23 protein-coding genes and 3 tRNA genes are annotated in these 23,730 nt (G+C 54.6%); 16 read left to right on the top strand and 10 right to left on the bottom strand.

The window, feature by feature from the left end; genetic code table 11:
• Positions 1–118: 118 nt before the first annotated feature.
• Positions 119–907 (bottom strand): siderophore-iron reductase FhuF, encoded by a 789-nt coding sequence (fhuF, locus tag ACQ29O_RS03935; protein ID WP_000331543.1) that lies wholly within the window; start codon positions 905–907, stop codon positions 119–121.
• 120 nt (positions 908–1,027) lie between these two features.
• Positions 1,028–2,092 carry a GGDEF domain-containing protein gene (locus ACQ29O_RS03940; protein WP_000211207.1) on the bottom strand — a complete coding sequence of 355 codons (1,065 nt, stop codon included), beginning with the start codon at positions 2,090–2,092 and terminating at the stop codon, positions 1,028–1,030.
• A 250-nt stretch (positions 2,093–2,342) separates the two neighbouring features.
• Between ACQ29O_RS03940 and ACQ29O_RS03945 the strand changes: the two genes are divergently transcribed.
• Positions 2,343–2,579 carry a DUF1435 domain-containing protein gene (locus ACQ29O_RS03945; RefSeq protein WP_000941876.1) on the top strand — a complete coding sequence of 79 codons (237 nt, stop codon included), beginning with the start codon at positions 2,343–2,345 and terminating at the stop codon, positions 2,577–2,579.
• Positions 2,580–2,610: 31 nt separating this feature from the next.
• Here the strand turns inward: ACQ29O_RS03945 and ACQ29O_RS03950 are convergent.
• The 4 genes from ACQ29O_RS03950 to rsmC all read right to left on the bottom strand — a co-directional run bounded on the left by ACQ29O_RS03950 (position 2,611) and on the right by rsmC (position 4,146).
• A tRNA-Leu gene (locus tag ACQ29O_RS03950) sits at positions 2,611–2,695 on the bottom strand.
• A 31-nt stretch (positions 2,696–2,726) separates the two neighbouring features.
• Positions 2,727–2,813 (bottom strand) — tRNA-Leu (locus ACQ29O_RS03955).
• A 27-nt stretch (positions 2,814–2,840) separates the two neighbouring features.
• Positions 2,841–2,927, bottom strand: a tRNA-Leu gene (locus tag ACQ29O_RS03960).
• A gap of 190 nt (positions 2,928–3,117) precedes the next feature.
• A complete protein-coding gene (gene rsmC / locus ACQ29O_RS03965; RefSeq protein WP_001272275.1) occupies positions 3,118–4,146 on the bottom strand; it encodes a 16S rRNA (guanine(1207)-N(2))-methyltransferase RsmC in 1,029 nt (342 codons plus the stop codon).
• A 102-nt stretch (positions 4,147–4,248) separates the two neighbouring features.
• On the opposite strand from rsmC, the gene ACQ29O_RS03970 reads away from it, so the two are divergent.
• The 8 genes from ACQ29O_RS03970 (at position 4,249) to ACQ29O_RS04005 (ending at position 10,733) form a co-directional block, all read left to right on the top strand.
• Positions 4,249–4,686 (top strand): DNA polymerase III subunit psi, encoded by a 438-nt coding sequence (locus ACQ29O_RS03970; protein WP_000203996.1) that lies wholly within the window; start codon positions 4,249–4,251, stop codon positions 4,684–4,686.
• Positions 4,631–5,077 carry a ribosomal protein S18-alanine N-acetyltransferase gene (rimI, locus tag ACQ29O_RS03975; RefSeq protein WP_001092431.1) on the top strand — a complete coding sequence of 149 codons (447 nt, stop codon included), beginning with the start codon at positions 4,631–4,633 and terminating at the stop codon, positions 5,075–5,077. The genes ACQ29O_RS03970 and rimI overlap by 56 nt, the downstream gene beginning before the upstream one ends.
• A gap of 21 nt (positions 5,078–5,098) precedes the next feature.
• Positions 5,099–5,776, top strand: a complete 678-nt coding sequence (yjjG, locus tag ACQ29O_RS03980; protein ID WP_000870721.1) for a pyrimidine 5'-nucleotidase — start codon at positions 5,099–5,101, stop codon at positions 5,774–5,776.
• A 91-nt stretch (positions 5,777–5,867) separates the two neighbouring features.
• Positions 5,868–7,457 carry a peptide chain release factor 3 gene (gene prfC, locus ACQ29O_RS03985; RefSeq protein WP_000175964.1) on the top strand — a complete coding sequence of 530 codons (1,590 nt, stop codon included), beginning with the start codon at positions 5,868–5,870 and terminating at the stop codon, positions 7,455–7,457.
• A 401-nt stretch (positions 7,458–7,858) separates the two neighbouring features.
• Positions 7,859–8,476, top strand: coding sequence for a molecular chaperone OsmY (gene osmY, locus ACQ29O_RS03990; protein ID WP_000178963.1), 618 nt, complete (start codon positions 7,859–7,861; stop codon positions 8,474–8,476).
• 128 nt (positions 8,477–8,604) lie between these two features.
• Positions 8,605–8,766, top strand: coding sequence for a DUF1328 domain-containing protein (locus ACQ29O_RS03995; RefSeq protein WP_000490276.1), 162 nt, complete (start codon positions 8,605–8,607; stop codon positions 8,764–8,766).
• Between the two features lie 123 nt (positions 8,767–8,889).
• Entirely contained in the window at positions 8,890–9,963 is a 1,074-nt protein-coding gene (locus tag ACQ29O_RS04000) for a patatin-like phospholipase family protein (protein WP_000531538.1), read from the top strand.
• Positions 9,960–10,733, top strand: a complete 774-nt coding sequence (locus tag ACQ29O_RS04005) for a metal-dependent hydrolase (protein WP_020937325.1) — start codon at positions 9,960–9,962, stop codon at positions 10,731–10,733. Before ACQ29O_RS04000 ends, ACQ29O_RS04005 begins: the two co-directional genes overlap by 4 nt.
• A 32-nt stretch (positions 10,734–10,765) precedes the next feature.
• On the opposite strand, the gene ACQ29O_RS04010 is transcribed toward ACQ29O_RS04005, so the two are convergent.
• Positions 10,766–11,629 (bottom strand): YjjW family glycine radical enzyme activase, encoded by an 864-nt coding sequence (locus tag ACQ29O_RS04010; protein ID WP_001064953.1) that lies wholly within the window; start codon positions 11,627–11,629, stop codon positions 10,766–10,768.
• On the bottom strand, positions 11,601–13,151 hold the full coding sequence (locus ACQ29O_RS04015; protein ID WP_020937326.1) for a YjjI family glycine radical enzyme: 1,551 nt from the start codon (positions 13,149–13,151) through the stop codon (positions 11,601–11,603). Before ACQ29O_RS04015 ends, ACQ29O_RS04010 begins: the two co-directional genes overlap by 29 nt.
• 259 nt (positions 13,152–13,410) lie before the next feature.
• Here ACQ29O_RS04015 and deoC point away from each other — a divergent pair, with 259 nt between their 5' ends.
• The 5 genes from deoC to yjjJ all read left to right on the top strand — a co-directional run bounded on the left by deoC (position 13,411) and on the right by yjjJ (position 19,347).
• On the top strand, positions 13,411–14,190 hold the full coding sequence (deoC, locus tag ACQ29O_RS04020; RefSeq protein WP_001519713.1) for a deoxyribose-phosphate aldolase: 780 nt from the start codon (positions 13,411–13,413) through the stop codon (positions 14,188–14,190).
• Positions 14,191–14,313: 123 nt separating this feature from the next.
• Positions 14,314–15,636: a thymidine phosphorylase gene (deoA, locus tag ACQ29O_RS04025; RefSeq protein ID WP_000477838.1), complete on the top strand. Its 1,323-nt coding sequence runs from the start codon at positions 14,314–14,316 to the stop codon at positions 15,634–15,636.
• Positions 15,637–15,687: 51 nt separating this feature from the next.
• The gene (gene deoB / locus ACQ29O_RS04030) at positions 15,688–16,911 is read left to right on the top strand and encodes a phosphopentomutase (protein ID WP_000816454.1); all 1,224 of its coding nucleotides are present in this window, start codon (positions 15,688–15,690) and stop codon (positions 16,909–16,911) included.
• Positions 16,912–17,120: 209 nt separating this feature from the next.
• A complete protein-coding gene (gene deoD / locus ACQ29O_RS04035; RefSeq protein ID WP_000224871.1) occupies positions 17,121–17,840 on the top strand; it encodes a purine-nucleoside phosphorylase in 720 nt (239 codons plus the stop codon).
• A gap of 178 nt (positions 17,841–18,018) precedes the next feature.
• Positions 18,019–19,347: a type II toxin-antitoxin system HipA family toxin YjjJ gene (yjjJ, locus tag ACQ29O_RS04040; RefSeq protein ID WP_001747246.1), complete on the top strand. Its 1,329-nt coding sequence runs from the start codon at positions 18,019–18,021 to the stop codon at positions 19,345–19,347.
• 4 nt (positions 19,348–19,351) lie between these two features.
• Here the strand turns inward: yjjJ and lplA are convergent, their stop codons facing one another.
• On the bottom strand, positions 19,352–20,368 hold the full coding sequence (gene lplA, locus ACQ29O_RS04045; RefSeq protein ID WP_000209762.1) for a lipoate--protein ligase LplA: 1,017 nt from the start codon (positions 20,366–20,368) through the stop codon (positions 19,352–19,354).
• Positions 20,369–20,401: 33 nt separating this feature from the next.
• Entirely contained in the window at positions 20,402–21,046 is a 645-nt protein-coding gene (locus ACQ29O_RS04050) for a YtjB family periplasmic protein (RefSeq protein ID WP_000090067.1), read from the bottom strand.
• A 116-nt stretch (positions 21,047–21,162) separates the two neighbouring features.
• On the opposite strand from ACQ29O_RS04050, the gene serB reads away from it, so the two are divergent.
• Both serB and radA read left to right on the top strand, forming a co-directional pair.
• Positions 21,163–22,131 carry a phosphoserine phosphatase gene (gene serB, locus ACQ29O_RS04055; protein WP_001132983.1) on the top strand — a complete coding sequence of 323 codons (969 nt, stop codon included), beginning with the start codon at positions 21,163–21,165 and terminating at the stop codon, positions 22,129–22,131.
• A gap of 83 nt (positions 22,132–22,214) precedes the next feature.
• Positions 22,215–23,597, top strand: a complete 1,383-nt coding sequence (radA, locus tag ACQ29O_RS04060) for a DNA repair protein RadA (RefSeq protein ID WP_001029710.1) — start codon at positions 22,215–22,217, stop codon at positions 23,595–23,597.
• Positions 23,598–23,730 lie beyond the last annotated feature (133 nt).

Here is a 23,730-nt window from a genome sequence, read left to right on the forward strand (position 1 = left end):
GTAGACCCAAAAATGGCAAAACGTAATTTGGCATACGGAGAGCGCCGCTGTAAATATAATAATGTGACAGGCCAGCAGCAGTAAGCCGTGACGATAACTGAAGGCAACGTAACGCGGTTTACTTTAGCGTGCAGTCGCCGCACTGTTGTACGTCAGGTAAGCGGTAACGTTGGCAGCAGGTTCTGCGTACCAGAAGACCGTCGCGCATTACGACGGTCCGCCACAGCGGGTTATCCTGACCGTCGGATAGCTGCTTTTCAAAAAAACAGCGCTGGCGTAGCGTTGCCAGCAGGGCTTCGCCAAGCAGCGGTTTCATCTCAGTCAGATACCAGTTGATTAAATAACCGGTATTGCTCCAGATAAGTTTCGCGTTGATGTAGCCAGTCGCCTCCAGCGCCTGAATGACCGGCTGTAGTGCGGAGACTATTAGCGTTTCCATTCGTTCTTCCGGGGAACGCTCCGTTGCCAGGTTATCCTGATGCACATCAAGCCAGAAACACGCGGCGCGCCCGGTTTCATGAAATTCAACGTGAATATGTTCTGCCGAGACATTGATAGCGCGCGCTTGCGTCAGTAATGCCAGCATCAGCGGCGGCGCCATCAGCCCGATATACCATTGCGCCCACAGGGAGAGTAACGGCTTATTTTCACGTGGCAGGCCTGGCGTGTGTCGATAGATGTGATCGGAATAGGCGGCCAGCAATGAACGAAACGTCGCGGGGCGCGTCCACTGGGCAAGAGTCATCGCCGTTGGCGGCGGCGTTTCATCCAGCCGGATGAAGTCCAACAGGTGCTTACGGGTAGAGGCGATCGTCTCGCGTACTGCGTCCGCCAGCGAGGCGTCTTCCGGCTGGGGAGCAGCTCGCCAGATAATATCGTCAGCAATAGGTGCGGAACGGTAGGCCATAGCGCAGTTTAATGATGTTAATCTAAATGATAATGATTGCTAATCCTATCGATAGCAATAAACGATGGCAAGCGGTTTATGGTTAACGCTGTTGGCGTAGCACGATTACGTCAGCAGGATTCATAGGGCGCGCATGTCGTCGCTGACCAGAATGTGGTTACGTCCAAGATGCTTGGCTTCGTAGAGCGCTTTATCCGCTTTTTCGATAGCGTCTCCGATATTGCGATCCGTCAGGGGCGCAATGCCGATACTGACAGTGACATTGGTGGCGACGCTTTCGTTAAACATATGCGGGATTTTAAGATCGTATACTTCCTGTCGGATACGTTCTGCGGTAGCGCGGGCTTGCTGTGGTTCGGCGGTGGTCAGCAACACCAGAAATTCTTCCCCGCCAAAACGGCAGACGACATCGCGCGATCGCACGGCGTCCCGAATTGCCGCTGAGACGCGGATTAACGCCTGATCGCCCATCATATGACCGTAGTGATCGTTATACGCTTTGAAATGATCGATATCCAATAGCAGGACGTAGTGTTCATGGCTGCCCGGCGCCTGTAACGTATCCAGCCGATTTTGCAGGCCACGGCGGTTATATAAGCCGGTTAATGGATCAAGCATGCTCAGGCCATTGAGGGTTTCCCGCTCGGCCAGCAGCTTAAACATGAGCTGTTGGGCAAAGTTATCGTAGCGTTTCTGGATAACATGTTGAATAGCGATTCCCACCATTGGCAGGGCCAGCAAATAGAGAATTCGCAAACCTTGTTCATTACCGTTCAGCCACAGGCAGACCGCGACTGGCGGTAGCGAATAGAGCGTAAACGCGACGATATTCGCGGCAAAGGCTATCGAGCCGATAAACAGAACGCTAAGCAGGGAAATCAGTAAAAAAGAGAAATCATAATGGCCTAACGCCGGATACTTTAGCGCAATATGCGCCGCCCATATTCCCCCAAAGAGTAGGGAGATAAAGGGGAGATTAATTCTTTTTTGTCCATATTTCCCATGCCATATCAACAGTAATACGCTCAGGACCACTATCCCGATCATTGGCGTGCAAAATACATTGATCTGATAAAGGGGGAAAACGAGAGTAAATAGCGCCGACACGGCGTTGAGAAACAAGAAAAGACGTAAAGAAAACTGATACTTCTTAATACGAAGCGACCGCCAGGATGGTGTTGTCATGGGTAATTGTCGTTATTTATCGGTGATATACACGGAATCGGGCGCCAACATGAAAATAACGTATGAGAAAAGGTCGCCTAAAGCGAGGTGTTGTTGTTTTTACGTTAACAGTCGGACAATTTATCACCTTACTGAATACGTGTCATCAACCGTTAAGTAAAACTCATCTCTTTAGCTTTCACTCTGGCTGACAAATGAGAAAATATATCATATGATATTGGTTATCATTATTAATTCCAGAGGTGAAACCATGTTGCAGCGGACGTTAGGCAGCGGATGGGGCGTATTATTGCCTGGAGTGATTATCGTTGGACTGGCGTTTATCGGCCTGTCAGCTGATGCGCTGAAGCTGTTGATTGTATCAGGATTGCTACTGTCTGCGCTGATGTTGTATCACAAACAATTACGGCATTTTGTACTGCTGCCATCGTGTATAGCGCTTATTGGCGGCATGATGTTGGCAATGATGAACTGGAATCAGGGATGAAAATGAAGAGACAAAGGAAGGATAAGATAATTGGTGCGAGGGGGGGACTTGAACCCCACGTCCGTAAGGACACTAACACCTGAAGCTAGCGCGTCTACCAATTCCGCCACCTTCGCACAGTTATCTTACTTTTTGATATCGCCTCGTTGGTGCGAGGGGGGGGACTTGAACCCCCACGTCCGTAAGAACACTAACACCTGAAGCTAGCGCGTCTACCAATTCCGCCACCTTCGCCCAGTGCGAGCAATATCAACGTGGTTTTGGTGCGAGGGGGGGGACTTGAACCCCCACGTCCGTAAGGACACTAACACCTGAAGCTAGCGCGTCTACCAATTCCGCCACCTTCGCATACCATCGATTCTTGAAAAGAATCACTACCACGGAGGCGCATTCTAGTGGTTTTCAGCTATTCGTCAATAGTTAATTGCATGGGATAGATTGATTGCTGCAAAAATGGGCGCGAGACGTAGGTTGGATAAGACGCTTTGCGTCGCCATCCGGCACATGCAACCAGATGGCGCTGCGCTTATCAGGCCAACTATTTCTTCGCCTGACGGGTCATCACGGTACGATAAACCTTAAAGCGCCCGGTTTGCGCGATGACTTCATGGAAGCCAAAAGTCTCATCCAGAATCTTAGGATAGGGCAGAAAGGCGTTCGCCACGATGCGTAACTCCCCGCCGCTGTTCAGATGGCGCACTGCGCCGCGAATGAGCGTTTGCGCCGCATCGAGGCTGGTTTGCATTCCGTCGTGGAACGGCGGGTTGGAGATGATCATGTCAAAACGTCCTTTGACTTCCGAAAAGACGTTGCTGGCGAATACCTCGCCTTCAAGACCATTAGCGGCAAGCGTGGCGCGGCTGGCTTCCACCGCCGGAGCGCTGACGTCACACAGCGTCAGGCGCACTTTCGGCGAATGGCTGGCCAGCGCGGCGGAAAGCACGCCAGCGCCGCAGCCGACATCCAGCACTTTACCTTTGGTGTGCGGCGTCAGCGTAGACAGCAGCAGTTGGCTACCAACATCCAGTCCGTCGCGGCTGAATACGCCCGGCAACGTTTTGATGGCCAGCCCGTCGATGTTGTACTCGGCCCACCAGGATTCAAGACTAAACTGCGGCTGCTTTTCCAGACGGCCATGGTAAAGGCCGCAACGTCGCGCGCTATCTACTTTGTTCAGCGGCGCATAGTCCGCCAGCATCGGTTCGGCGCTACGCACGCCGCTGCGGTTTTCTCCCACGACGAAAACATCGACGCCCGACGGCATCAGCGACAAAATATTCATCAACTGGAACTGCGCTTCGGGTTTATTTTTCGGCCAGTAGTAGATCAGCGTATCGCAGTCGGCGACATCGCTGGCTTGCGCGACCAGGCTAAAACGGACGTTATCGCCCATCTGGCGGCTTAATACCTGCCAGTGGTGAAACTGTTGCGTATGCGCGCGGCTGGCGGCGCATTCAAAGCGCGCGGGCAGGTCATCCTGCAAATCTCCGGCAAAAAGAATACGGCTTTGTTCGAAATCATCACTGTGGCGCAGCAAGACTTCACTTGCCGGGGTAAAAGCAGACATGGAATGCTCCTTAATTCAGACTGGCGGCGATTATAGTAGTTTGATGGCGGAGATTCGACAGATTTGCTATATTTGCGCCCCTGATTACAGGAGCGTTTCGCTATGACATCCCGACGAGACTGGCAGTTACAGCAACTGGGTATTACGCAGTGGGCGCTGCGACGTCCTGGCGCGCTACAGGGCGAGATTGCGATTTCCCTTCCCGCGCACGTTCGTCTGATCGTGGTTGCAGAGGAATTACCCGCGCTGAACGAGCCGCTAATGCGCGATATTTTACGCGCGTTGACCGTGAGTCCCGATCAGGTTTTACCCCTGGCGCCTGAGCGCGTCGCCATGCTGCCGCAGGGCAGCCGTTGTAATAGCTGGCGGTTAGGAACTGACGCGCCGCTCCAACTCGAAGGCGCTCAGGTCACGACGCCGGCGTTTAATGAACTCCGGGCAAACCCGGCGGCACGCGCCGCACTATGGCAACAAATCTGCGAACATGAACACGATTTCTATCCTCAGCACGACCGATCTCCCCGCAGCCTGGCAGATTGAGCAACGCGCTCATGCGTTTCCGTGGAGCGAAAAAACGTTTTTCGGCAACCTGGGTGAACGGTATCTCAACCTTAAGCTGACCGCTGATGACAGAATGGCCGCGTTTGCCATTACACAGGTGGTGCTGGACGAAGCGACGCTGTTCAATATTGCCGTCGATCCGGATTTTCAGCGTCGGGGGCTGGGGCGTATGCTGCTTGAGCATCTGATTGATGAACTGGAAAAACGTGGGGTTGTAACGCTATGGCTGGAGGTACGCGCCTCTAACGCTGCCGCCATCGCGCTGTATGAAAGTCTGGGGTTTAACGAGGCGACGATTCGCCGCAATTACTATCCCACGGCACAAGGGCATGAGGACGCCATCATCATGGCGTTACCGATAAGCATGTAATAAAAGAGGCAAGGTGTAATGATGAAGTGGGACTGGATTTTCTTTGATGCCGATGAAACGCTGTTTACGTTTGATTCTTTCACCGGCTTACAGCGGATGTTCCTTGACTATAGCGTCACCTTTACCGCTGAGGATTTCCAGGATTACCAGGCCGTGAATAAGCCGCTATGGGTAGATTATCAGAACGGCGCGATTACCTCATTACAATTGCAGCAAGCGCGTTTTCAAAGTTGGGCTGAACGGCTAAACGTTGCGCCGGGGCTGCTGAATGACGCTTTTATTAGTGCGATGGCGGAGATCTGTTCTCCTTTGCCGGGCGCCGTTTCGCTACTTAATGCGATTCGCGGGCAGGCTAAAATCGGTATTATTACTAACGGTTTTACCGCGCTACAACAAACTCGTCTGGAGCGCACCGGGCTGCGCGAGTATTTCGATCTGCTGGTGATTTCCGAGCAGGTTGGCGTCGCGAAGCCCGATCCGAAAATCTTTAACTACGCCCTGGAGCAGGCGGGGAATCCTGACCGCTCGCGCGTATTAATGGTTGGCGATACCGCGGAATCCGATATTCTTGGCGGCATTAACGCCGGGCTGTCGACCTGCTGGCTTAACGCGCATCATCGCGAGCAGCCCGCGGGTATTCATCCAACCTGGACTGTGGCGTCATTAAGCGAACTGGAGCAGCTCCTGTGTAAACACTGATTGCCTCCCCCAGGTTGATGGGTAAAATAGCCGCATTTTTCGTATTCAACATGCGTGGTCAAACGCCGCGCTTACTCAAGAAGATTTGACTATGACGTTGTCTCCTTATTTGCAAGAGGTGGCCAAACGCCGCACTTTTGCCATTATTTCTCACCCGGACGCCGGTAAAACCACCATTACCGAAAAAGTGTTGCTGTTCGGACAGGCGATTCAGACCGCCGGTACGGTAAAAGGCCGTGGCTCCAGCCAACATGCAAAATCTGACTGGATGGAGATGGAAAAACAGCGTGGTATCTCCATCACCACCTCGGTGATGCAGTTCCCATATCACGACTGTCTGGTGAACCTGCTGGACACCCCGGGGCACGAAGACTTCTCCGAAGATACCTACCGTACCCTGACGGCGGTGGACTGCTGTCTGATGGTGATCGACGCCGCAAAAGGCGTTGAAGACAGGACTCGTAAGCTGATGGAAGTTACCCGTCTGCGCGATACGCCGATCCTGACCTTTATGAACAAACTCGACCGTGACATCCGCGACCCGATGGAGCTGCTGGATGAAGTGGAAAATGAGCTGAAAATCGGCTGCGCGCCGATCACCTGGCCGATTGGCTGCGGCAAGCTGTTTAAGGGCGTTTATCACCTTTATAAAGATGAAACTTATCTGTATCAGACCGGTAAGGGCCACACCATTCAGGAAGTGCGCATCGTTAAAGGGCTGAATAACCCGGATCTGGACGCCGCCGTCGGTGAAGACCTGGCGCAACAGCTGCGCGACGAGCTGGAACTGGTGCAGGGCGCGTCTAACGAGTTTGATGAAGAGCTGTTCCTGGCAGGGGAAATTACCCCGGTATTTTTCGGTACCGCGCTGGGTAACTTTGGCGTTGACCATATGCTGGATGGTTTAGTGGCGTGGGCGCCCGCGCCGATGCCGCGTCAAACCGATACCCGCACAGTGGAAGCCTCGGAAGAGAAATTCACCGGTTTTGTCTTTAAAATTCAGGCCAATATGGACCCGAAACACCGCGACCGCGTGGCGTTTATGCGCGTGGTTTCCGGTAAGTATGAGAAGGGCATGAAGTTACGCCAGGTCCGTATCGGCAAAGATGTGGTGATTTCCGACGCGTTAACATTTATGGCGGGCGATCGTTCGCACGTTGAAGAAGCGTACCCGGGCGATATTTTGGGTCTGCATAACCACGGCACCATTCAGATCGGCGATACCTTCACCCAGGGCGAGATGATGAAGTTTACCGGTATCCCGAACTTTGCGCCGGAACTGTTCCGTCGTATTCGCCTGAAAGATCCGCTCAAGCAGAAGCAGCTACTGAAAGGGCTGGTGCAGCTTTCTGAAGAGGGGGCGGTTCAGGTATTCCGTCCCATCTCCAACAACGATCTGATTGTCGGCGCCGTGGGCGTTTTGCAGTTTGACGTTGTTGTCGCGCGCCTGAAAAGCGAATACAACGTTGAGGCGATTTATGAATCCGTCAACGTGGCGACGGCGCGCTGGGTGGAAAGCGCCGATGCGAAGAAATTCGAAGAGTTTAAGCGTAAGAATGAAACGCAGCTGGCGCTGGATGGCGGCGACAACCTCACCTATATCGCCCCCACGATGGTTAACCTGAACCTGACCCAGGAACGTTACCCTGACGTTCAGTTCCGTAAAACGCGCGAACACTGATCCCTTTCCGGGCGCGGCATCCGCCGCGCCTTCGTACTTTCCCTGCCTTTTTAACCGCTTACGGAATGTTCTTAAATCCCGCGTTTTTTCTCCGATCTGCCTGTTTTTTATACGCACCGACAAGCGATTTTAAAATTGTGATCTATATTTAACAAAGTGATGACATAAATGTCGGCTTTAATGCCTGTTCAATGCGTGAATATGAGAGCTTAAAGCTGAGATTTGTTTCAGTCACGATATTAATAACTGAAACGGAAGGGTGGCAGGCGACGCGTCGTTACAAATTCACGAATGTGATGCCAGTCATTGACTTCAGAAACCGGTGAGTTTCACCGCATTCAGCAATGCAACCTCGTGTTGCCTGAGCTCAAATTACGAGCAAACTATACAGGACAAAATCGATGACTATGACAAGACTGAAGATTTCTAAAACTCTGCTGGCCGTAATGTTGACCTCTGCTGTTGCGACAGGTTCTGCCTTTGCAGAAAACGCAACAACGGACAAGGCGCAAAGCGGAACCGAAACCGCAGGGCAAAAAGTCGATAGCTCTATGAATAAAGTCGGTAACTTCATGGATGACAGCGCCATCACTGCGAAAGTAAAAGCTGCGCTGGTAGACCATGACAATATTAAAAGCACCGATATTTCTGTCGAAACCAATCAGAAAGTCGTCACCCTGAGCGGCTTTGTAGAAAGCCAGGCGCAGGCTGAAGCCGCCGTGAAAGTGGCGAAAGGCGTAGAAGGCGTGACCTCCGTTAGCGACAAACTTCACGTTCGCGACAATAAAGAAGGTTCCGTGAAAGGCTATGCCGGCGATACGGCCACGACCAGTGAAGTCAAAGCCAAGTTGCTGGCGGACGATCTTGTCCCTTCCCGTAAAGTGAAAGTAGAAACGACCGATGGCGTCGTACAGCTCTCCGGTACCGTTGAAACTCAGGAACAAAGCGACCGCGCTGAAAGCATCGCGAAAGCCGTTGATGGCGTAAAAAGTGTTAAAAACGATCTGAAAGTTCAGTAATTCGTCGTAATTCGTTCTCCCGACGTTTGTCGGGAGGCGTAATGTGCACCACACTAAAAATATCGCGAATGAGTAGCCTGAGCGCTCATATTTAGCGGTCGACATTAACTATGGTAAAGGAGAGGCTTATGTTTCGTTGGGGCATTATATTTCTGGTTATCGCGTTAATTGCCGCCGCATTGGGTTTTGGTGGACTGGCTGGTACGGCTGCCGGCGCGGCGAAAATCGTCTTCGTCGTCGGGATCGTGCTCTTCCTGGTCAGCCTGTTCATGGGCCGTAAACGACCCTAGCAGGCATCTGTAAAGATATATTGCTATCAAGCCAGTCCAGCGGACTGGCTTTTACGGTTTTAGCCGTTAACGTTTTGCGTTACCTTGTCAGCCTGGAAAAAAATGAAAAATAGGAAGGCAGAGGTGGGCCAGCGAATACCGGTTACGCTCGGCAATATTGCGCCGTTATCATTAACACCGTTCCGGCCAGGCCGTATGGCGCTGGTCTGTGAGGGCGGGGGGCAGCGGGGTATCTTTACCGCAGGCGTGCTGGATGAGTTTATGCGTGCGCAGTTTAATCCTTTCCATCTCTACTTCGGCACATCAGCCGGTGCGCAAAATCTCTCGGCGTATCTCTGCAACCAGCCCGGCTACGGGCGTAAAGTCATTATGCGCTATACCACCAGGCGCGAATTTTTTGATCCGCTGCGATTTGTACGCGGAGGAAACCTTATCGACCTCGACTGGCTGGTGGAATCCACCGCCGCCCGGATGCCGCTGCAAATGGATACCGCAGCGCGCCTGTTTGACAGCGGAAAATCCTTTTATATGTGCGCCTGCCGGGGGGATGATTACACGCCGGGCTATTTCTCGCCGACAAAACAAAACTGGCTTGATATCATTCGCGCCTCCAGCGCCATACCGGGTTTCTACCGTACCGGCGTTACGTTAGAGGGCATCAACTATCTGGACGGTGGCATTAGCGACGCCATTCCGGTTCAGGAGGCGGCAAAGCGGGGGGCGAAAACCATTGTGGTGATCCGCACCGTACCCTCGCAAATGTATTACACGCCGCAGTGGTTTAAGCGTATGGAGCGCTGGCTGGGAGAGAGCAGTCTACAGCCGTTGGTCAACCTGGTGCAGCATCATGAAACGTCCTACAGCGCGATCCAACAATTTATTGAAAAGCCGCCGGGTAAGCTGCGGATCATTGAAATTTATCCGCCGAAACCGCTGCACAGCATGGCGCTGGGCAGCCGTATCCCGGCGCTGCGTGAGGATTACAAAACCGGGCAATTATGCGGGCGTTATTTCCTTGCCACCGTTGGTAAATTGCTCGCCGCAACGCCGCCTCTCTTGCGCCATTCGTCGCGGATTGCCGTGCCGGAAACGGTGGTCGTGCCTCCGGCGCCGGTGGCCAATGATACGCATGTGGCGGAGGTCATTAGCGCGCCGCAGGCAAACGACACCACATTTACAGACGAGGATCTGGCGTGAGCTGGCGCTTTATCGATACGCATTGCCATTTTGATTTCCCGCCCTTTACGGGCGATGAGCGCGCCAGTATTCAGCGTGCCTGTGAGGCGGGCGTTGAAAAAATCATCGTGCCGGCGACCGAGGCGGCTCACTTTCCCCGCGTGCTGGCGCTGGCGGCGCGTTTCCCGTCGCTTTATGCTGCGCTGGGATTACACCCCATTGTGATTGAGCGTCATGCCGATGACGATCCTGATAAGCTGCAACAAGCGCTGGCGCAACAACAGAACGTCGTGGCGGTAGGCGAGATCGGGCTCGATCTTTATCGCGACGATCCGCAGTTTGCCAGGCAAGAGCGATTTTTAGACGCGCAACTGCAACTGGCAAAACGCTACGATCTGCCGGTGATCCTGCACTCGCGGCGCACGAATGACAAACTGGCGATGCACTTAAAGCGCCAGGATCTGCCGCGAACCGGTGTGGTGCATGGTTTTGCCGGCAGTCTGCAGCAGGCCGAACGCTTTGTGCGACTGGGCTATAAAATCGGCGTCGGCGGCGCCATCACCTACCCGCGCGCCAGTAAAACCCGTGATGTTATGGCGCGGTTGCCGCTGGACGCGCTGTTGCTGGAGACCGATGCGCCGGATATGCCGCTAAAGGGGTTTCAGGGGCAGCCGAACCGCCCGGAGCAGGCGGCGCGCGTATTTGATGCGCTCTGCGAATTACGTCCGGAGCCCGCAGAGGTGATAGCCGATACGCTGTATCGCAATACCATTACCTTGTTTCGGCTCTGATGGCATCGCAGCCGCCGTCCGGCAGGCGACGCTTACAAATATAGCGCCGGCAAAATCAGCTTCGCCACCCCACGCGCGCGCAATCCGTCAGCCAGCCGTTCCACCTCTTGCGGCGTCGCGCCTGGCCAGGCCTTCGCTTCGCCATAGACGCCATGCGCATGAAAGGCATTCAAACGCACCGGAACCTCGCCCAGCGAAGTAATAAACGCCGCCAGTGAATCAATATGCGCCGCATAGTCCACCTGATTCGGGATAACCAGCAACCGCAGCTCTGCCAGTTTTCCCCGCGCAGCAAGAAAGCGGATACTGTGCTTAATATGCGTGTTATCACGTCCGGTCAGACGGTGATGACACTCGCTCTTCCAGGCTTTCAGATCGAGCATTACGCCGTCGCAAACCGGCAGTAGTTTTTGCCAGCCGGTCTCGCTTAACTGACCATTACTGTCCACCAGACAGGTCAGCCGTTGTAACTGCGGATCGGCTTTGATCGCCGTAAATAGCGCCACAATAAACGGTAATTGCGTGGTCGCCTCTCCGCCGCTGACGGTAATACCTTCAATAAACAGCGATGCTTTACGAATATGACGCAGCACATCATCAACGCTCATGGTCTGCGCCATTGGCGTTGCCTGCTGTGGGCACATTTTCAGGCAGGTATCGCACTGCTCGCAGACGTCCGACCGCCATACCACTTTCCCGCCATCAACGCTGAGGGCGTGATGCGGACACTGCGATACGCATTTCCCGCAGTCGTTACAGCGTCCCATCGTCCACGGGTTATGGCAATTCTTGCAGCGCAAATTGCAGCCCTGTAAGAATAATGCCAGGCGGCTGCCTGGCCCATCGACGCAGGAAAACGCAATGATCTTACTGACTAAAGCGCATCTGTTGTTCATGGCTGACTACGCGTGGCTGTCGTTCCAGGATGCGGGTATTACGTGCGGCTTCTTCTCCCAGCCAGGTGGTATTCGTGCGCGAGCCTTCGGCGCGAAATTTCGCCAGATCCGACAGGCGCACCATATAACCGGTGACGCGCACCAGATCGTTGCCGCTGACATTGGCAGTAAATTCCCGCATCCCGGCTTTGAACGCGCCAAGACAAAGCTGAACCAGCGCCTGCGGATTACGCTTGATGGTTTCGTCCAGCGTCAGAATGTCGCTGATCCCGGCATGGTAAAAGGCATGGTGCGGCGCGACGGTTTGCAAATGGGTGATAGGGTCCGGTTCATCGCCATACGGCAGACGCGCGCCCGGCGTAGTGCCGATATCGGAACTGATGCCAGACTGGGCATGGAGCAGCGCCCGTTGCTTCCAGCCATACTTCACTGGCGTATTTTCGACGAAATCCGCCAGTTGGGCGCTGATACGGTAGCCCAGCTCGTTCGCCGTTTCATTCTTGCCGTAACGGGCGTTCAGGCCCGCGTTTTCGCACAGCAGATTCACGGCTTCCGCCAGCCCGTACATACCGAACATCGGCGCAAAACGTTCGGGATCGATCAAACCTTCCTGTACAAGAAAGCTATTCTCAAAGAAATGTGACTTTTCATAGAGGAATTCACATCGTGAATTAATGATGGCGATCTGCTGTCGGCAGTAGTGCGGTAGCGTGCGTGAAAAGAAGTCATCGACAGACGTACTGCGTTCTGCCACGGCTTTCAGTTTGAGACGTACCAGCGTACTGCCGCCGCCGCCAAGCGGTAGCGAGTTATAACAACTGACGATGCCATAATGCCCTTTTGTGAAAATTTTATCATTTACAGGGCCGTTGGAAATGTGTGGCTTACTGCATTCGCAAATGTTTTTGGCGACCTCCAGCAGCAGATCGTCCGGCGTAATTTCCGCATCGTAGATAAACGTCAGGTTAGGCGTCACCTGCTTTAGCTCGGCATCAGCGCGCAAAATCGCTCGTGTGACAGGCGTATCGGCAGGGCCAATATTGGCATGCATAAAGGCGTCTGGCAGCGTTCTGTCGAGATAACGCCAGAAACGTTTTATTCGAATATCGATCGCATCTTGTGTTAGAATTCTAACATATGGTTGCAGCAACGCATCAAGCTGGCCGAGATAAACCGGCATGGACGTCACGGAAGGAACGTGATGATACAGAATGGTGAGTAGGGATAACGCATCATCCAGATCTTTCGCGCCTTCCAGTTCCAGCCACTGTGAACCGTTAGCCAGAAATCGGGCGTAATAGGGCAACACGTAGCGCGGTTTGAAGGGGGCGTGCCCCTCAAACATATCGCAAATGACACCTTCATCCAGCGCCTGGCGGGCATCTTCCGGCAGGGGGGGATAAGGCAGGGCGTTTTCAGCTTCCAGCGCCAGAAAATGGCGTTTTTGTTCAGGCGTGAGCACCGGGCTGGTCACAATTTGCTGGCAACGCTGCTGGAGCGCAGTTTCGCATGAGGCAGGCATCTTCGTTTCCTCTTTATGCCGGGACGATGCGCTATTGTAGAAAATGGCGGCAAACCGACTTTGATCCTGATGCGCTTATCGCTCGAAGAACAGACGGTGACGGCGGGATAATTTGATTCAGATCTCATTACAGTAATGCAAATTTGTACGTAGTTTTCATTAACTGTGATGTATATCGAAGTGTAAACGCGAGTGAATGTTAGAATATTAACAGACTCGCAAGGTGAAATTTTATACGGCAATGCCGTTGGAGAATGTCATGACTGATTTAAAAGCAAGCAGCCTGCGTGCGCTCAAACTGATGGATCTGACCACTCTGAACGATGACGACACCAATGAAAAAGTGATCGCGTTGTGTCATCAGGCAAAAACTCCGGTCGGGAATACGGCGGCGATTTGTATTTACCCGCGTTTTATCCCGATTGCGCGTAAAACTCTGAAAGAACAAGGTACGCCGGACATCCGCATTGCAACGGTGACTAACTTCCCGCATGGCAATGATGACATCGATATTGCGCTGGCGGAAACCCGTGCGGCGATCGCCTACGGCGCTGACGAAGTGGACGTGGTATTCCCGTACCGCGCGTTGATCGCCGGTAACGAGCAGGTGGGTTTTGACCTGGTAAAAGCCTGTAAAGACGCTTGTGCCGCAGCGAACGTATTGCTGAAAGTGATCATCGAAACTGGCGAGCTGAAAGAAGAGGCGCTGATTCGTAAAGCCTCTGAAATCTCCATTAAAGCCGGTGCGGATTTCATCAAAACCTCTACCGGTAAAGTGCCGGTAAACGCTACGCCGGAAAGCGCGCGCATCATGATGGAAGTGATCCGCGACATGGGCGTTTCCAAAACCGTTGGCTTCAAACCGGCGGGCGGCGTACGTACGGCGGAAGACGCGCAGAAATTCCTCGCGATTGCAGACGAACTGTTTGGCGCTGACTGGGCAGATTCTCGTCACTACCGCTTTGGCGCATCCAGCCTGCTGGCAAGCCTGCTGAAAGCGCTGGGTCACGGCGACGGTAAGAGCGCCAGCAGCTACTAAGCTCTGATTTGCCGGATGGCGCTGCGCTTATCCGGCCTACAAATCCAGGCCTGTAGGCCGGATAAGGCGTTAGCCGCCATCCGGCGATGTAAGCCTTCTACTCTTTTCCCTCAGGAGGGTACCGTGTTTCTCGCACAAGAAATTATTCGTAAAAAGCGTGATGGTCATGCGTTGAGTGACGAAGAAATTCGTTTCTTTATTAATGGTATTCGTGACAATACTATCTCTGAAGGGCAGATTGCCGCCCTGGCGATGACCATCTTCTTCCACGATATGACCATGCCGGAGCGTGTTTCGCTGACCATGGCGATGCGGGATTCCGGTACTGTCCTTGACTGGAAAAGCCTGAATCTCAATGGCCCGATTGTCGATAAGCATTCGACCGGCGGCGTAGGGGACGTGACGTCTCTGATGTTGGGGCCAATGGTAGCGGCCTGCGGCGGTTATGTGCCGATGATCTCCGGTCGCGGTCTCGGACATACCGGCGGTACGCTCGACAAACTGGAAGCGATCCCGGGCTTCGACATCTTCCCGGACGACAACCGTTTCCGCGAAATTATTCAAGACGTGGGTGTGGCGATTATTGGGCAAACCAGCTCGCTTGCACCGGCGGACAAACGTTTTTACGCCACCCGCGATATTACCGCGACGGTGGACTCTATTCCGCTGATCACTGGTTCCATCCTCGCCAAGAAACTGGCCGAAGGGCTGGATGCGCTGGTAATGGACGTCAAAGTCGGCAGTGGCGCGTTTATGCCAACCTATGAACTTTCTGAAGCCCTTGCTGAAGCGATTGTTGGCGTGGCAAACGGCGCGGGAGTTCGCACTACGGCTTTGTTAACCGATATGAACCAGGTGCTGGCTTCGAGCGCCGGTAACGCGGTGGAAGTGCGTGAAGCCGTGCAGTTCCTGACCGGAGAATACCGCAATCCGCGCTTGTTTGACGTTACCATGGCGCTATGCGTGGAGATGCTGATCTCCGGCCAGCTGGCGAAAGACGACGCCGAAGCGCGTGCGAAATTACAGGCGGTGCTGGATAACGGTAAAGCGGCAGAAGTCTTTGGTCGTATGGTGGCCGCGCAGAAAGGGCCAAGCGATTTCGTTGAGAACTACGATAAATACTTGCCGACCGCCATGTTGAGCAAAGCGGTATATGCTGATACCGAAGGGTTTATCAGCGCAATGGATACGCGTGCGCTGGGGATGGCGGTCGTCTCGATGGGCGGCGGCCGTCGTCAGGCGTCAGATACCATTGATTACAGCGTTGGCTTTACCGACATGGCCCGTCTGGGCGACAGCATCGACGGGCAGCGCCCGCTGGCGGTGATTCATGCCAAAGACGAAGCCAGTTGGCAGGAAGCGGCGAAGGCCGTCAAAGCGGCAATTATCCTTGACGATAAAGCGCCAGCAAGCACACCTTCGGTCTATCGTCGAATTACTGAATAGTTGTATACTGATCTGATCAATTATTTTTGAAGCACTAAGTACGGAGAAGATATGAAACGTGCATTTATTATGGTGCTGGACTCATTCGGCATCGGCGCTACTGAAGACGCGGATCGTTTTGGCGACGTAGGTTCCGACACTCTGGGCCACATCGCAGAAGCTTGCGCCAAAGGCGAAGCTGACAATGGCCGTAAAGGCCCGTTGAATCTGCCTAACCTGACTCGTCTGGGGCTGGTGAAAGCGCATGAAGGCTCTACCGGTAAAATTGCCGCCGGCATGGACGGCAACGCGGACGTTATTGGCGCATACGCATGGGCGCACGAACTGTCCTCCGGCAAAGATACGCCGTCAGGCCACTGGGAAATCGCCGGTGTGCCGGTACTGTTCGACTGGGGCTATTTCAGCGACCACGAAAACAGCTTCCCGCAGGAACTGCTGGATAAGCTGGTGAAACGCGCCAACCTGCCGGGCTATCTCGGTAACTGCCACTCTTCCGGCACCGTTATTCTGGACCAGCTCGGCGAAGAGCACATGAAAACCGGCAAGCCGATTTTCTACACCTCCGCTGACTCCGTGTTCCAGATTGCCTGCCACGAAGAGACCTTTGGCCTGGATAAACTCTACGAGCTGTGCGAAATCGCCCGTGAAGAGCTGACCGAAGGCGGCTATAACATTGGCCGCGTGATCGCGCGTCCGTTTATCGGCGACAAGGCCGGTAACTTCCAGCGTACCGGTAACCGTCACGACCTGGCCGTTGAACCGCCAGCGCCGACCGTGCTGCAGAAACTGGTCGATGAAAAACAGGGCCACGTGGTGTCCGTCGGTAAGATTGCCGACATCTACGCCAACTGCGGCATCACTAAGAAAGTGAAAGCGACCGGTCTGGACGCGCTGTTCGACGCGACCCTCAAAGAGATGAAAGAAGCGGGCGATAAAACCATCGTTTTCACTAACTTCGTTGACTTCGACTCTTCCTGGGGCCACCGTCGCGACATCGCGGGCTACGCCGCAGGTCTGGAGCTGTTTGACCGCCGTCTGCCGGAGCTGATGGAGCTGGTGGGTGAAGATGACATTCTGATCCTGACCGCTGACCACGGCTGTGACCCGAGCTGGACCGGTACTGACCATACCCGTGAGCACATTCCGGTGCTGATCTACGGTCCGAAAGTCAAACCGGGCTCTTTAGGTCACCGTGAAACCTTCGCGGATATCGGCCAGACGCTGGCGACCTACTTTGGCACATCGCCGATGGACTACGGTAAAAACATGCTGTGATACCTGTTGTCTTTCGCGCTGTAGATGCGTTGACTTCATTCGCTCACCCCGGTCACATAGTTAATCTATGCTCCCGGGGATTCACGAATTCGTCGCCTTCCTGCAACGCGAAATCCTTAGGGTATTTCACTGTTTTGACACACGTTTTGTAGGCCTGATAAGGCGTAGCCGCCATCAGGCAATAACAACAAATTTAAAGGGAACTGAAGATGGCAACTCCACATATTAATGCAGAAATGGGTGATTTCGCTGACGTCGTATTGATGCCGGGCGACCCGCTGCGTGCGAAGCACATTGCTGAGACTTCCCTCGAAGATGTTCGCGAAGTGAACAACGTTCGCGGCATGTTAGGTTTCACCGGGACTTACAAAGGACGTAAGATCTCCGTGATGGGCCACGGTATGGGTATCCCGTCCTGCTCCATCTACACCAAAGAGCTGATCACCGATTTCGGCGTGAAGAAAATCATTCGCGTCGGCTCCTGCGGCGCTGTGCGCATGGACGTCAAACTGCGCGACGTGGTGATCGGTATGGGTGCCTGCACCGACTCCAAAGTGAACCGTATCCGCTTTAAAGATCATGACTTTGCGGCTATCGCTGACTTCGACATGGTACGTAACGCAGTTGATGCGGCAAAAGCGCTGGGCGTTGACGCGCGCGTAGGCAACCTGTTCTCCGCTGACCTGTTCTACTCTCCGGACGGCGAAATGTTCGACGTGATGGAAAAATACGGCGTACTGGGCGTAGAGATGGAAGCGGCGGGTATCTACGGCGTTGCGGCTGAATTTGGCGCGAAAGCGCTGACTATCTGCACCGTGTCCGACCATATCCGTACCCACGAGCAGACCACTGCCGCTGAGCGACAGACGACCTTCAACGACATGATCAAAATCGCGCTGGAATCTGTGCTGCTGGGCGACCAGGAGTAAGCAGCAAATCGACCCGGACGAGGTGCGTCAAGGCCTGGTCCGGGTAATGCCAGCGTTATATCCACTCTCTTCTGATAATCTATTCATCTTTCCTCTCGCTCTCTCTTTGTTTGTATTGACAATCAAAGGGCTGTGTCCTTAAATCCATTCAAGTATCTATTCATTAATCTATTCATCTATGAGCGCATTAACCGATTTGCTCTTACAGGGGCCGAGTTCCGCCGCTGAATTAAGATCATCGCTGGCCGTTAGTCAGGCGACGTTCTCTCGTCTGGTTTCCGCGCATCAGGACGTCATCCAGTTTGGTAAAGCTCGTGCTACGCGCTACGCGCTTGTTCGGCCTGTTCGCGGCGTCGCGGCCTTTCCCCTCTGGCAGGTCAATGCACAAGGACAGGCCGCTAAGTTTGGCGTTCTTTATCCGTGTTGGCTTCAGGGGAGTTGCCTGGTTGCGCTTGATACAGGTGAATGGCAATGGTTTGACAGCCTGCCATGGTATCTGACCGATCTTAGGCCACAAGGATTCCTTGGGCGAGCCTGGGGAAGGACCGTGGCTGGGTATGCGCATCTGCCTGATGACATCCGGTTGTGGCAAGAGGATGAAGTCCTGTATGCGCTGCGGGCGTATCAGGGTGAAAATGCGGGCGGCTGGATCGTGGGTGAGGAGAATTACCAGCGTTGGGTGACCGCGCCGGATGCGACGGCGATTACGCAGTCCGAAAAACTCAATCGCTATCAGCAATTGGCGGAAGACGCGCTCGCAGGTGAGGTCATCGGCTCTTCAGCTGGTGGTGAGCAGCCTAAATTTGCCTGTTTTGCAGAAACAAGATGGGGCAATCAGAACGTACTGGTGAAATTCAGCGCGCGTGCAAGGAACACCGTTTCTGAACGCTGGAGCGACCTCTTGATTGCCGAGTCCATCGCATTAGCCGTGCTTTCTGCCGCCAGCATCAACGCCAGCTTAGCCACGGCTATTTGCAGCGAGGGAGGACAGGTCTTTCTGGAAAGCATTCGCTTCGACTGCACCGGGATACGTGGTCGTCGGCAAATTGTTTCCCTGGAGGCGTTGCAAGGCGAGTATGCATCTTCGCCAGGCATCTGGCCGGTGGTCACGCATCGGCTTGCCGGGCAGGGCATTATAGATGCTGTTGCCCATCAGCAAATTGAGAAAATTTGGGCGTTTGGTCGGCTTATCGCCAACAGCGATATGCATGCGGGTAACCTCTCGTTTTATTACTCCGATGCCCCGATGGCGCTCGCTCCTGTCTATGATATGTTGCCGATGGCTTACGCTCCGGCGGCATCGGGCATGTTGCGCTACGCGCCTGTCGACATTCGTGTGGAGGCCACAATCGATAAGAAAGCGTGGGAATTTGCCTTGCCGTTGGCCGAGCGCTTTTGGGTGCTGGTCGCTGATGATAAACGCATCAGCGCGGGCTTTCAGGAGATTGCCCGCGCGATGGTGGGAAAATTGAAGTTAGCCGCGCAGACCATCGGGCGGCTGGCGTAGACGCTTAGCGTAAAGCTTGAGCCATCCACGCAGCCAGTTCCCGCAGCTCACCTTTCTGAGCCGGGAATTCAGCAATTAAAGATTCGCAGGCCTGCTCCAACACATCCACTCGATACTGGCAGCCTTGTAAACGCTCGCCTAAGGCTTCCAGCGGTGCCGGGTTCAGGCTATCGGTAAACACCTGCGCACGGGTAATCACACCTTTCTCGACGTCAAAATGCAGCTCGACGCCGCCCCAGGTGAAACGTTCGTCCAGTAGATGGCTGAACGCCGGTGCCTGGCCGAAATTCCACTCCCAACTGCTCTGGCGCGCAAAGGTTTCGGCAAAATTCGGCAGATCCGGCGTTTTATCCGGTGAAATCACTTCCGCGTCGACGCGTTCGCCGTAATGGGCGAAAAAGGCTTCCGTCACCGCCTGGCAGACCTGTTCATGGGTGATACCCGGTAATAGCTCGGTAAGATTGGCCACGCGGGAGCGAACGGAGGTGATTCCTTTCGCCGCAAGCTTCTTTTTATCGGGATTCAGATAGTTTGCCAGACGGCTGAGGTCTGCATTCAGCAGCAGCGTACCGTGATGGAAGCCGCGATCTTTGGTTTCGCGATAGGCTGAACCGGAGACTTTGCGATCGCCGTCCGGCGTTTTTACGACCAGATCGTTGCGTCCCGAAGCATCGGCCATGACCCCCAGCGAATTCAGCGCCGCGAGCACAATATGGGTGGAGATGGTTTTATCGTATTCCGGTTTACCGGCCATAAAGGTAAAACAGGTATTACCGAGGTCATGGAATACCGCGCCGCCGCCGCTGCTACGGCGGGCCAGACGGACATTATCTTCTTCCATACGCCGCGTATTACACTCTTTCCACGGGTTTTGCGCGCGTCCAATGACCACCGTATCCGCGTTGCGCCACAGGAACAGCACGCGCTGGGTGGCGGGCATCTGGCGGAAAATGCACTCCTCGACCGCCAGGTTAAACCAGGGATCGTAAGAGTCAGAAATAAGCAGGCGTAATGTTGTCATAGTGGTTTTCCTTACCTTTATTAAGCCGTCATTTTACTCTTTTTCCTCACGCTCTTCCTCTTCCGGAACAGGCTTGCTGGCCGTTAGCAGGAAGGGCGACTGCTGCCAGCGGGTGCGTTTACCTTGTAGCAAGGTGCGCGTCAGCACCACGCCTATCGCCAGCGAGAGTAACAGCATCAGGCGTAGAATGTTGGTGGTGTTATCGACCTGCTTTGCTTCGGTGGCCAGCGTGTGGGTATCCAGCGTCAGACGCAGGTAGCCCAATGGGCCGTTTTTCCCCTGGATAGGCTCGACAATTTGTTGGTTAAAATAGCTGCCCGCTTTTTTACCATCCAGCGCCAGCCTGTCGCGCACGTTGACGCTTTCGCCAGCGCGAGTAATAAGATCGCCCTGTTCATCATAGACGCCGGCATCCAGAATACGGCTCTCTTGCGTGAGCTGACGCAGCACGGCGTTGATGCGATTTTCATCCGGTGTTTCGCTGCGCATCAGCGGGGCGATGTTGAGCGTCACCTGGCGCGCCAGCGTGCGGGCCAGCTCTTCCAACTGCGGATTGCGCTGTCGCTGGTGGTTTTGACTAAACCATGAAGCGCCCTGCATGAGCGCGACGAGCAGTGTGAGACAGAACAATACAATGACTGCACGATGCAGCCGAAATTTCAGTTTTGCGCGAGCCATATTCCACCTGCTGAAAATTTGAGGCTTAATGTTGCCAGAAGCGATGGTTACAAGGTAGCCTCATGCGTTATTTTCCGCGGGGCGGTTACCGGCCTGAACGATTTACAGGAGCTTTAATGCCTAACATTACCTGGTGCGATCTGCCTGAAGATGTCTCTTTATGGCCTGGTTTGCCTCTTTCTTTAAGCGGCGACGAGGTGATGCCTCTGGATTACCATGCAGGCCGCAGCGGTTGGCTGCTGTATGGGCGCGGGCTGGATAAGCAGCGTTTAACTCAATATCAGACCAAACTGGGCGCCGCAATGGTGATTGTCGCCGCCTGGTGCGTGGAGGATTATCAGGTCATTCGTCTGGCGGGGTCGCTGACGCCGCGTGCGACGCGGCTGGCGCATGAGGCGCAGCTGGATGTTGCGCCGCTGGGTAAAATTCCGCATCTGCGCACGCCGGGGCTGCTGGTCATGGATATGGATTCCACGGCGATCCAGATTGAGTGTATCGATGAAATCGCGAAGCTGGCCGGTACCGGTGAGAAGGTGGCTGAAGTGACGGAGCGCGCGATGCGCGGCGAGCTTGATTTTACCGCCAGCCTGCGCAGCCGCGTGGCGACGCTGAAAGGCGCGGATGCCGATATTTTGCGCCAGGTGCGCGGGAATCTGCCGCTAATGCCAGGATTAACGCAGTTGGTGCTAAAACTGGAAGCGCTCGGCTGGAAAATCGCTATCGCCTCCGGCGGCTTCACTTTCTTCGCCGACTATCTGCGTGACCAGCTACGCCTGACGGCGGCGGTCGCCAATGAGCTGGAGATCATGGACGGTAAATTTACCGGTCACGTTATCGGCGATATTGTGGATGCTGAGTATAAAGCCAATACCTTGCTTCGTCTGGCGCAAGAGCATGACATCCCGCTGGCGCAGACGGTGGCGATTGGCGACGGCGCTAACGATCTGCCAATGATCAAAGCGGCAGGGTTAGGTATTGCCTTCCATGCCAAGCCAAAAGTAAACGAAAAGACGGAGATTACGATCCGCCACGCTGACCTGATGGGCGTGTTTTGCATTCTCTCCGGCAGCATGAACCAGAAATGATTAACCTGCCCAATGGCAAGGCGACCGTAGGCCGGATAAGCGTCAGCGCCATCCGGCAACAGCGTTAACGAAAGAGGTAAAACGTGGCAAAAGCTCCCAAACGCGCCTTTGTTTGTAATGAATGCGGGGCCGATTACCCGCGCTGGCAGGGGCAATGCAGCGCCTGCCATGCCTGGAACACCATTACCGAGGTGCGCCTTGCCGCGTCGCCGACGGTGGCGCGTAACGAACGTCTGAGCGGATACGCCGGCAGTGCGGGCGTATCAAAAGTGCAGAAACTGTCTGACATCAGTCTTGAGGAACTGCCGCGCTTTTCTACCGGTTTTAAAGAGTTTGACCGCGTGCTGGGCGGCGGGGTGGTACCCGGCAGCGCCATTTTGATTGGCGGTAACCCCGGCGCGGGCAAATCAACGTTGCTGCTGCAAACGCTGTGCAAGCTCGCCGAGCAGATGAAAACACTGTACGTCACCGGCGAAGAGTCGCTACAGCAGGTGGCGATGCGCGCGCACCGTCTCGGCCTGCCGACCGCTAATCTGAATATGCTCTCCGAAACCAGCATCGAGCAGATCTGCCTGATAGCGGAAGAAGAACAGCCGAAACTGATGGTGATCGACTCCATACAGGTGATGCATATGGCGGACATCCAGTCGTCGCCAGGCAGCGTCGCCCAGGTCCGCGAAACGGCAGCCTACCTGACGCGCTTCGCCAAAACGCGCGGCGTGGCGATCGTGATGGTCGGCCACGTCACCAAAGACGGGTCGCTGGCCGGGCCGAAAGTGCTGGAACACTGTATCGATTGCTCAGTATTGCTCGACGGCGACGCCGATTCTCGTTTTCGCACGCTGCGCAGCCACAAAAACCGCTTTGGCGCAGTCAATGAGCTGGGCGTCTTCGCCATGACCGAACAGGGGTTGCGCGAAGTGAGCAATCCGTCCGCCATCTTTTTAAGCCGCGGCGATGAGGTCACTTCCGGCAGTTCAGTGATGGTCGTCTGGGAAGGCACGCGACCGTTGCTGGTGGAGATTCAGGCGCTGGTCGATCACTCGATGATGGCGAACCCCAGACGCGTGGCGGTCGGTCTGGAACAAAACCGTCTGGCTATCCTGCTGGCGGTGCTGCACCGACACGGCGGTCTACAAATGTCGGATCAGGACGTCTTCGTCAACGTGGTCGGCGGCGTGAAAGTCACCGAAACCAGCGCGGATCTGGCTTTACTGCTGGCGATGGTCTCCAGCCTGCGTGACAGGCCGTTGCCGCAGGATCTGGTGGTGTTTGGCGAAGTGGGGCTGGCAGGCGAGATTCGTCCGGTGCCGAGCGGGCAGGAGCGTATTTCCGAGGCGGCGAAACACGGTTTTCGTCGGGCGATTGTGCCTGCCGCCAACGTACCGAAAAAGCCGCCGGAAGGAATGCAGGTGTTCGGTGTTAAAAAGCTCGCAGATGCGTTAAGCGTGTTTGACGACTTATGATTCTCTGTATGTAGTGATGTTGTATAATTTGCCGGATGGCGACGCAATGCGTCTTATCCGGCCTACGGATTGATACGGATTGATGTTGTAGGCCTGATAAGCGAAGCGCCATCAGGCAGTGTTATGCGATTTT

Source organism: Salmonella sp. GDC200615 (assembly GCF_050574145.1).
Classification (GTDB): Bacteria; Pseudomonadota; Gammaproteobacteria; order Enterobacterales; family Enterobacteriaceae; genus Salmonella; species Salmonella enterica.

Coding starts and splice junctions, on each gene's coding strand:
- fhuF (WP_000331543.1), bottom strand. CDS start 907: ATGGCCTACCGTTCCGCACCTATTGCTGACGATATTATCTGGCGAGCT.
- ACQ29O_RS03940 (WP_000211207.1), bottom strand. CDS start 2,092: ATGACAACACCATCCTGGCGGTCGCTTCGTATTAAGAAGTATCAGTTT.
- ACQ29O_RS03945 (WP_000941876.1), top strand. CDS start 2,343: ATGTTGCAGCGGACGTTAGGCAGCGGATGGGGCGTATTATTGCCTGGA.
- rsmC (WP_001272275.1), bottom strand. CDS start 4,146: ATGTCTGCTTTTACCCCGGCAAGTGAAGTCTTGCTGCGCCACAGTGAT.
- ACQ29O_RS03970 (WP_000203996.1), top strand. CDS start 4,249: ATGACATCCCGACGAGACTGGCAGTTACAGCAACTGGGTATTACGCAG.
- rimI (WP_001092431.1), top strand. CDS start 4,631: ATGAACACGATTTCTATCCTCAGCACGACCGATCTCCCCGCAGCCTGG.
- yjjG (WP_000870721.1), top strand. CDS start 5,099: ATGAAGTGGGACTGGATTTTCTTTGATGCCGATGAAACGCTGTTTACG.
- prfC (WP_000175964.1), top strand. CDS start 5,868: ATGACGTTGTCTCCTTATTTGCAAGAGGTGGCCAAACGCCGCACTTTT.
- osmY (WP_000178963.1), top strand. CDS start 7,859: ATGACTATGACAAGACTGAAGATTTCTAAAACTCTGCTGGCCGTAATG.
- ACQ29O_RS03995 (WP_000490276.1), top strand. CDS start 8,605: ATGTTTCGTTGGGGCATTATATTTCTGGTTATCGCGTTAATTGCCGCC.
- ACQ29O_RS04010 (WP_001064953.1), bottom strand. CDS start 11,629: ATGAACAACAGATGCGCTTTAGTCAGTAAGATCATTGCGTTTTCCTGC.
- ACQ29O_RS04015 (WP_020937326.1), bottom strand. CDS start 13,151: ATGCCTGCCTCATGCGAAACTGCGCTCCAGCAGCGTTGCCAGCAAATT.
- deoC (WP_001519713.1), top strand. CDS start 13,411: ATGACTGATTTAAAAGCAAGCAGCCTGCGTGCGCTCAAACTGATGGAT.
- deoB (WP_000816454.1), top strand. CDS start 15,688: ATGAAACGTGCATTTATTATGGTGCTGGACTCATTCGGCATCGGCGCT.
- deoD (WP_000224871.1), top strand. CDS start 17,121: ATGGCAACTCCACATATTAATGCAGAAATGGGTGATTTCGCTGACGTC.
- yjjJ (WP_001747246.1), top strand. CDS start 18,019: ATGAGCGCATTAACCGATTTGCTCTTACAGGGGCCGAGTTCCGCCGCT.
- lplA (WP_000209762.1), bottom strand. CDS start 20,368: ATGACAACATTACGCCTGCTTATTTCTGACTCTTACGATCCCTGGTTT.
- ACQ29O_RS04050 (WP_000090067.1), bottom strand. CDS start 21,046: ATGGCTCGCGCAAAACTGAAATTTCGGCTGCATCGTGCAGTCATTGTA.
- serB (WP_001132983.1), top strand. CDS start 21,163: ATGCCTAACATTACCTGGTGCGATCTGCCTGAAGATGTCTCTTTATGG.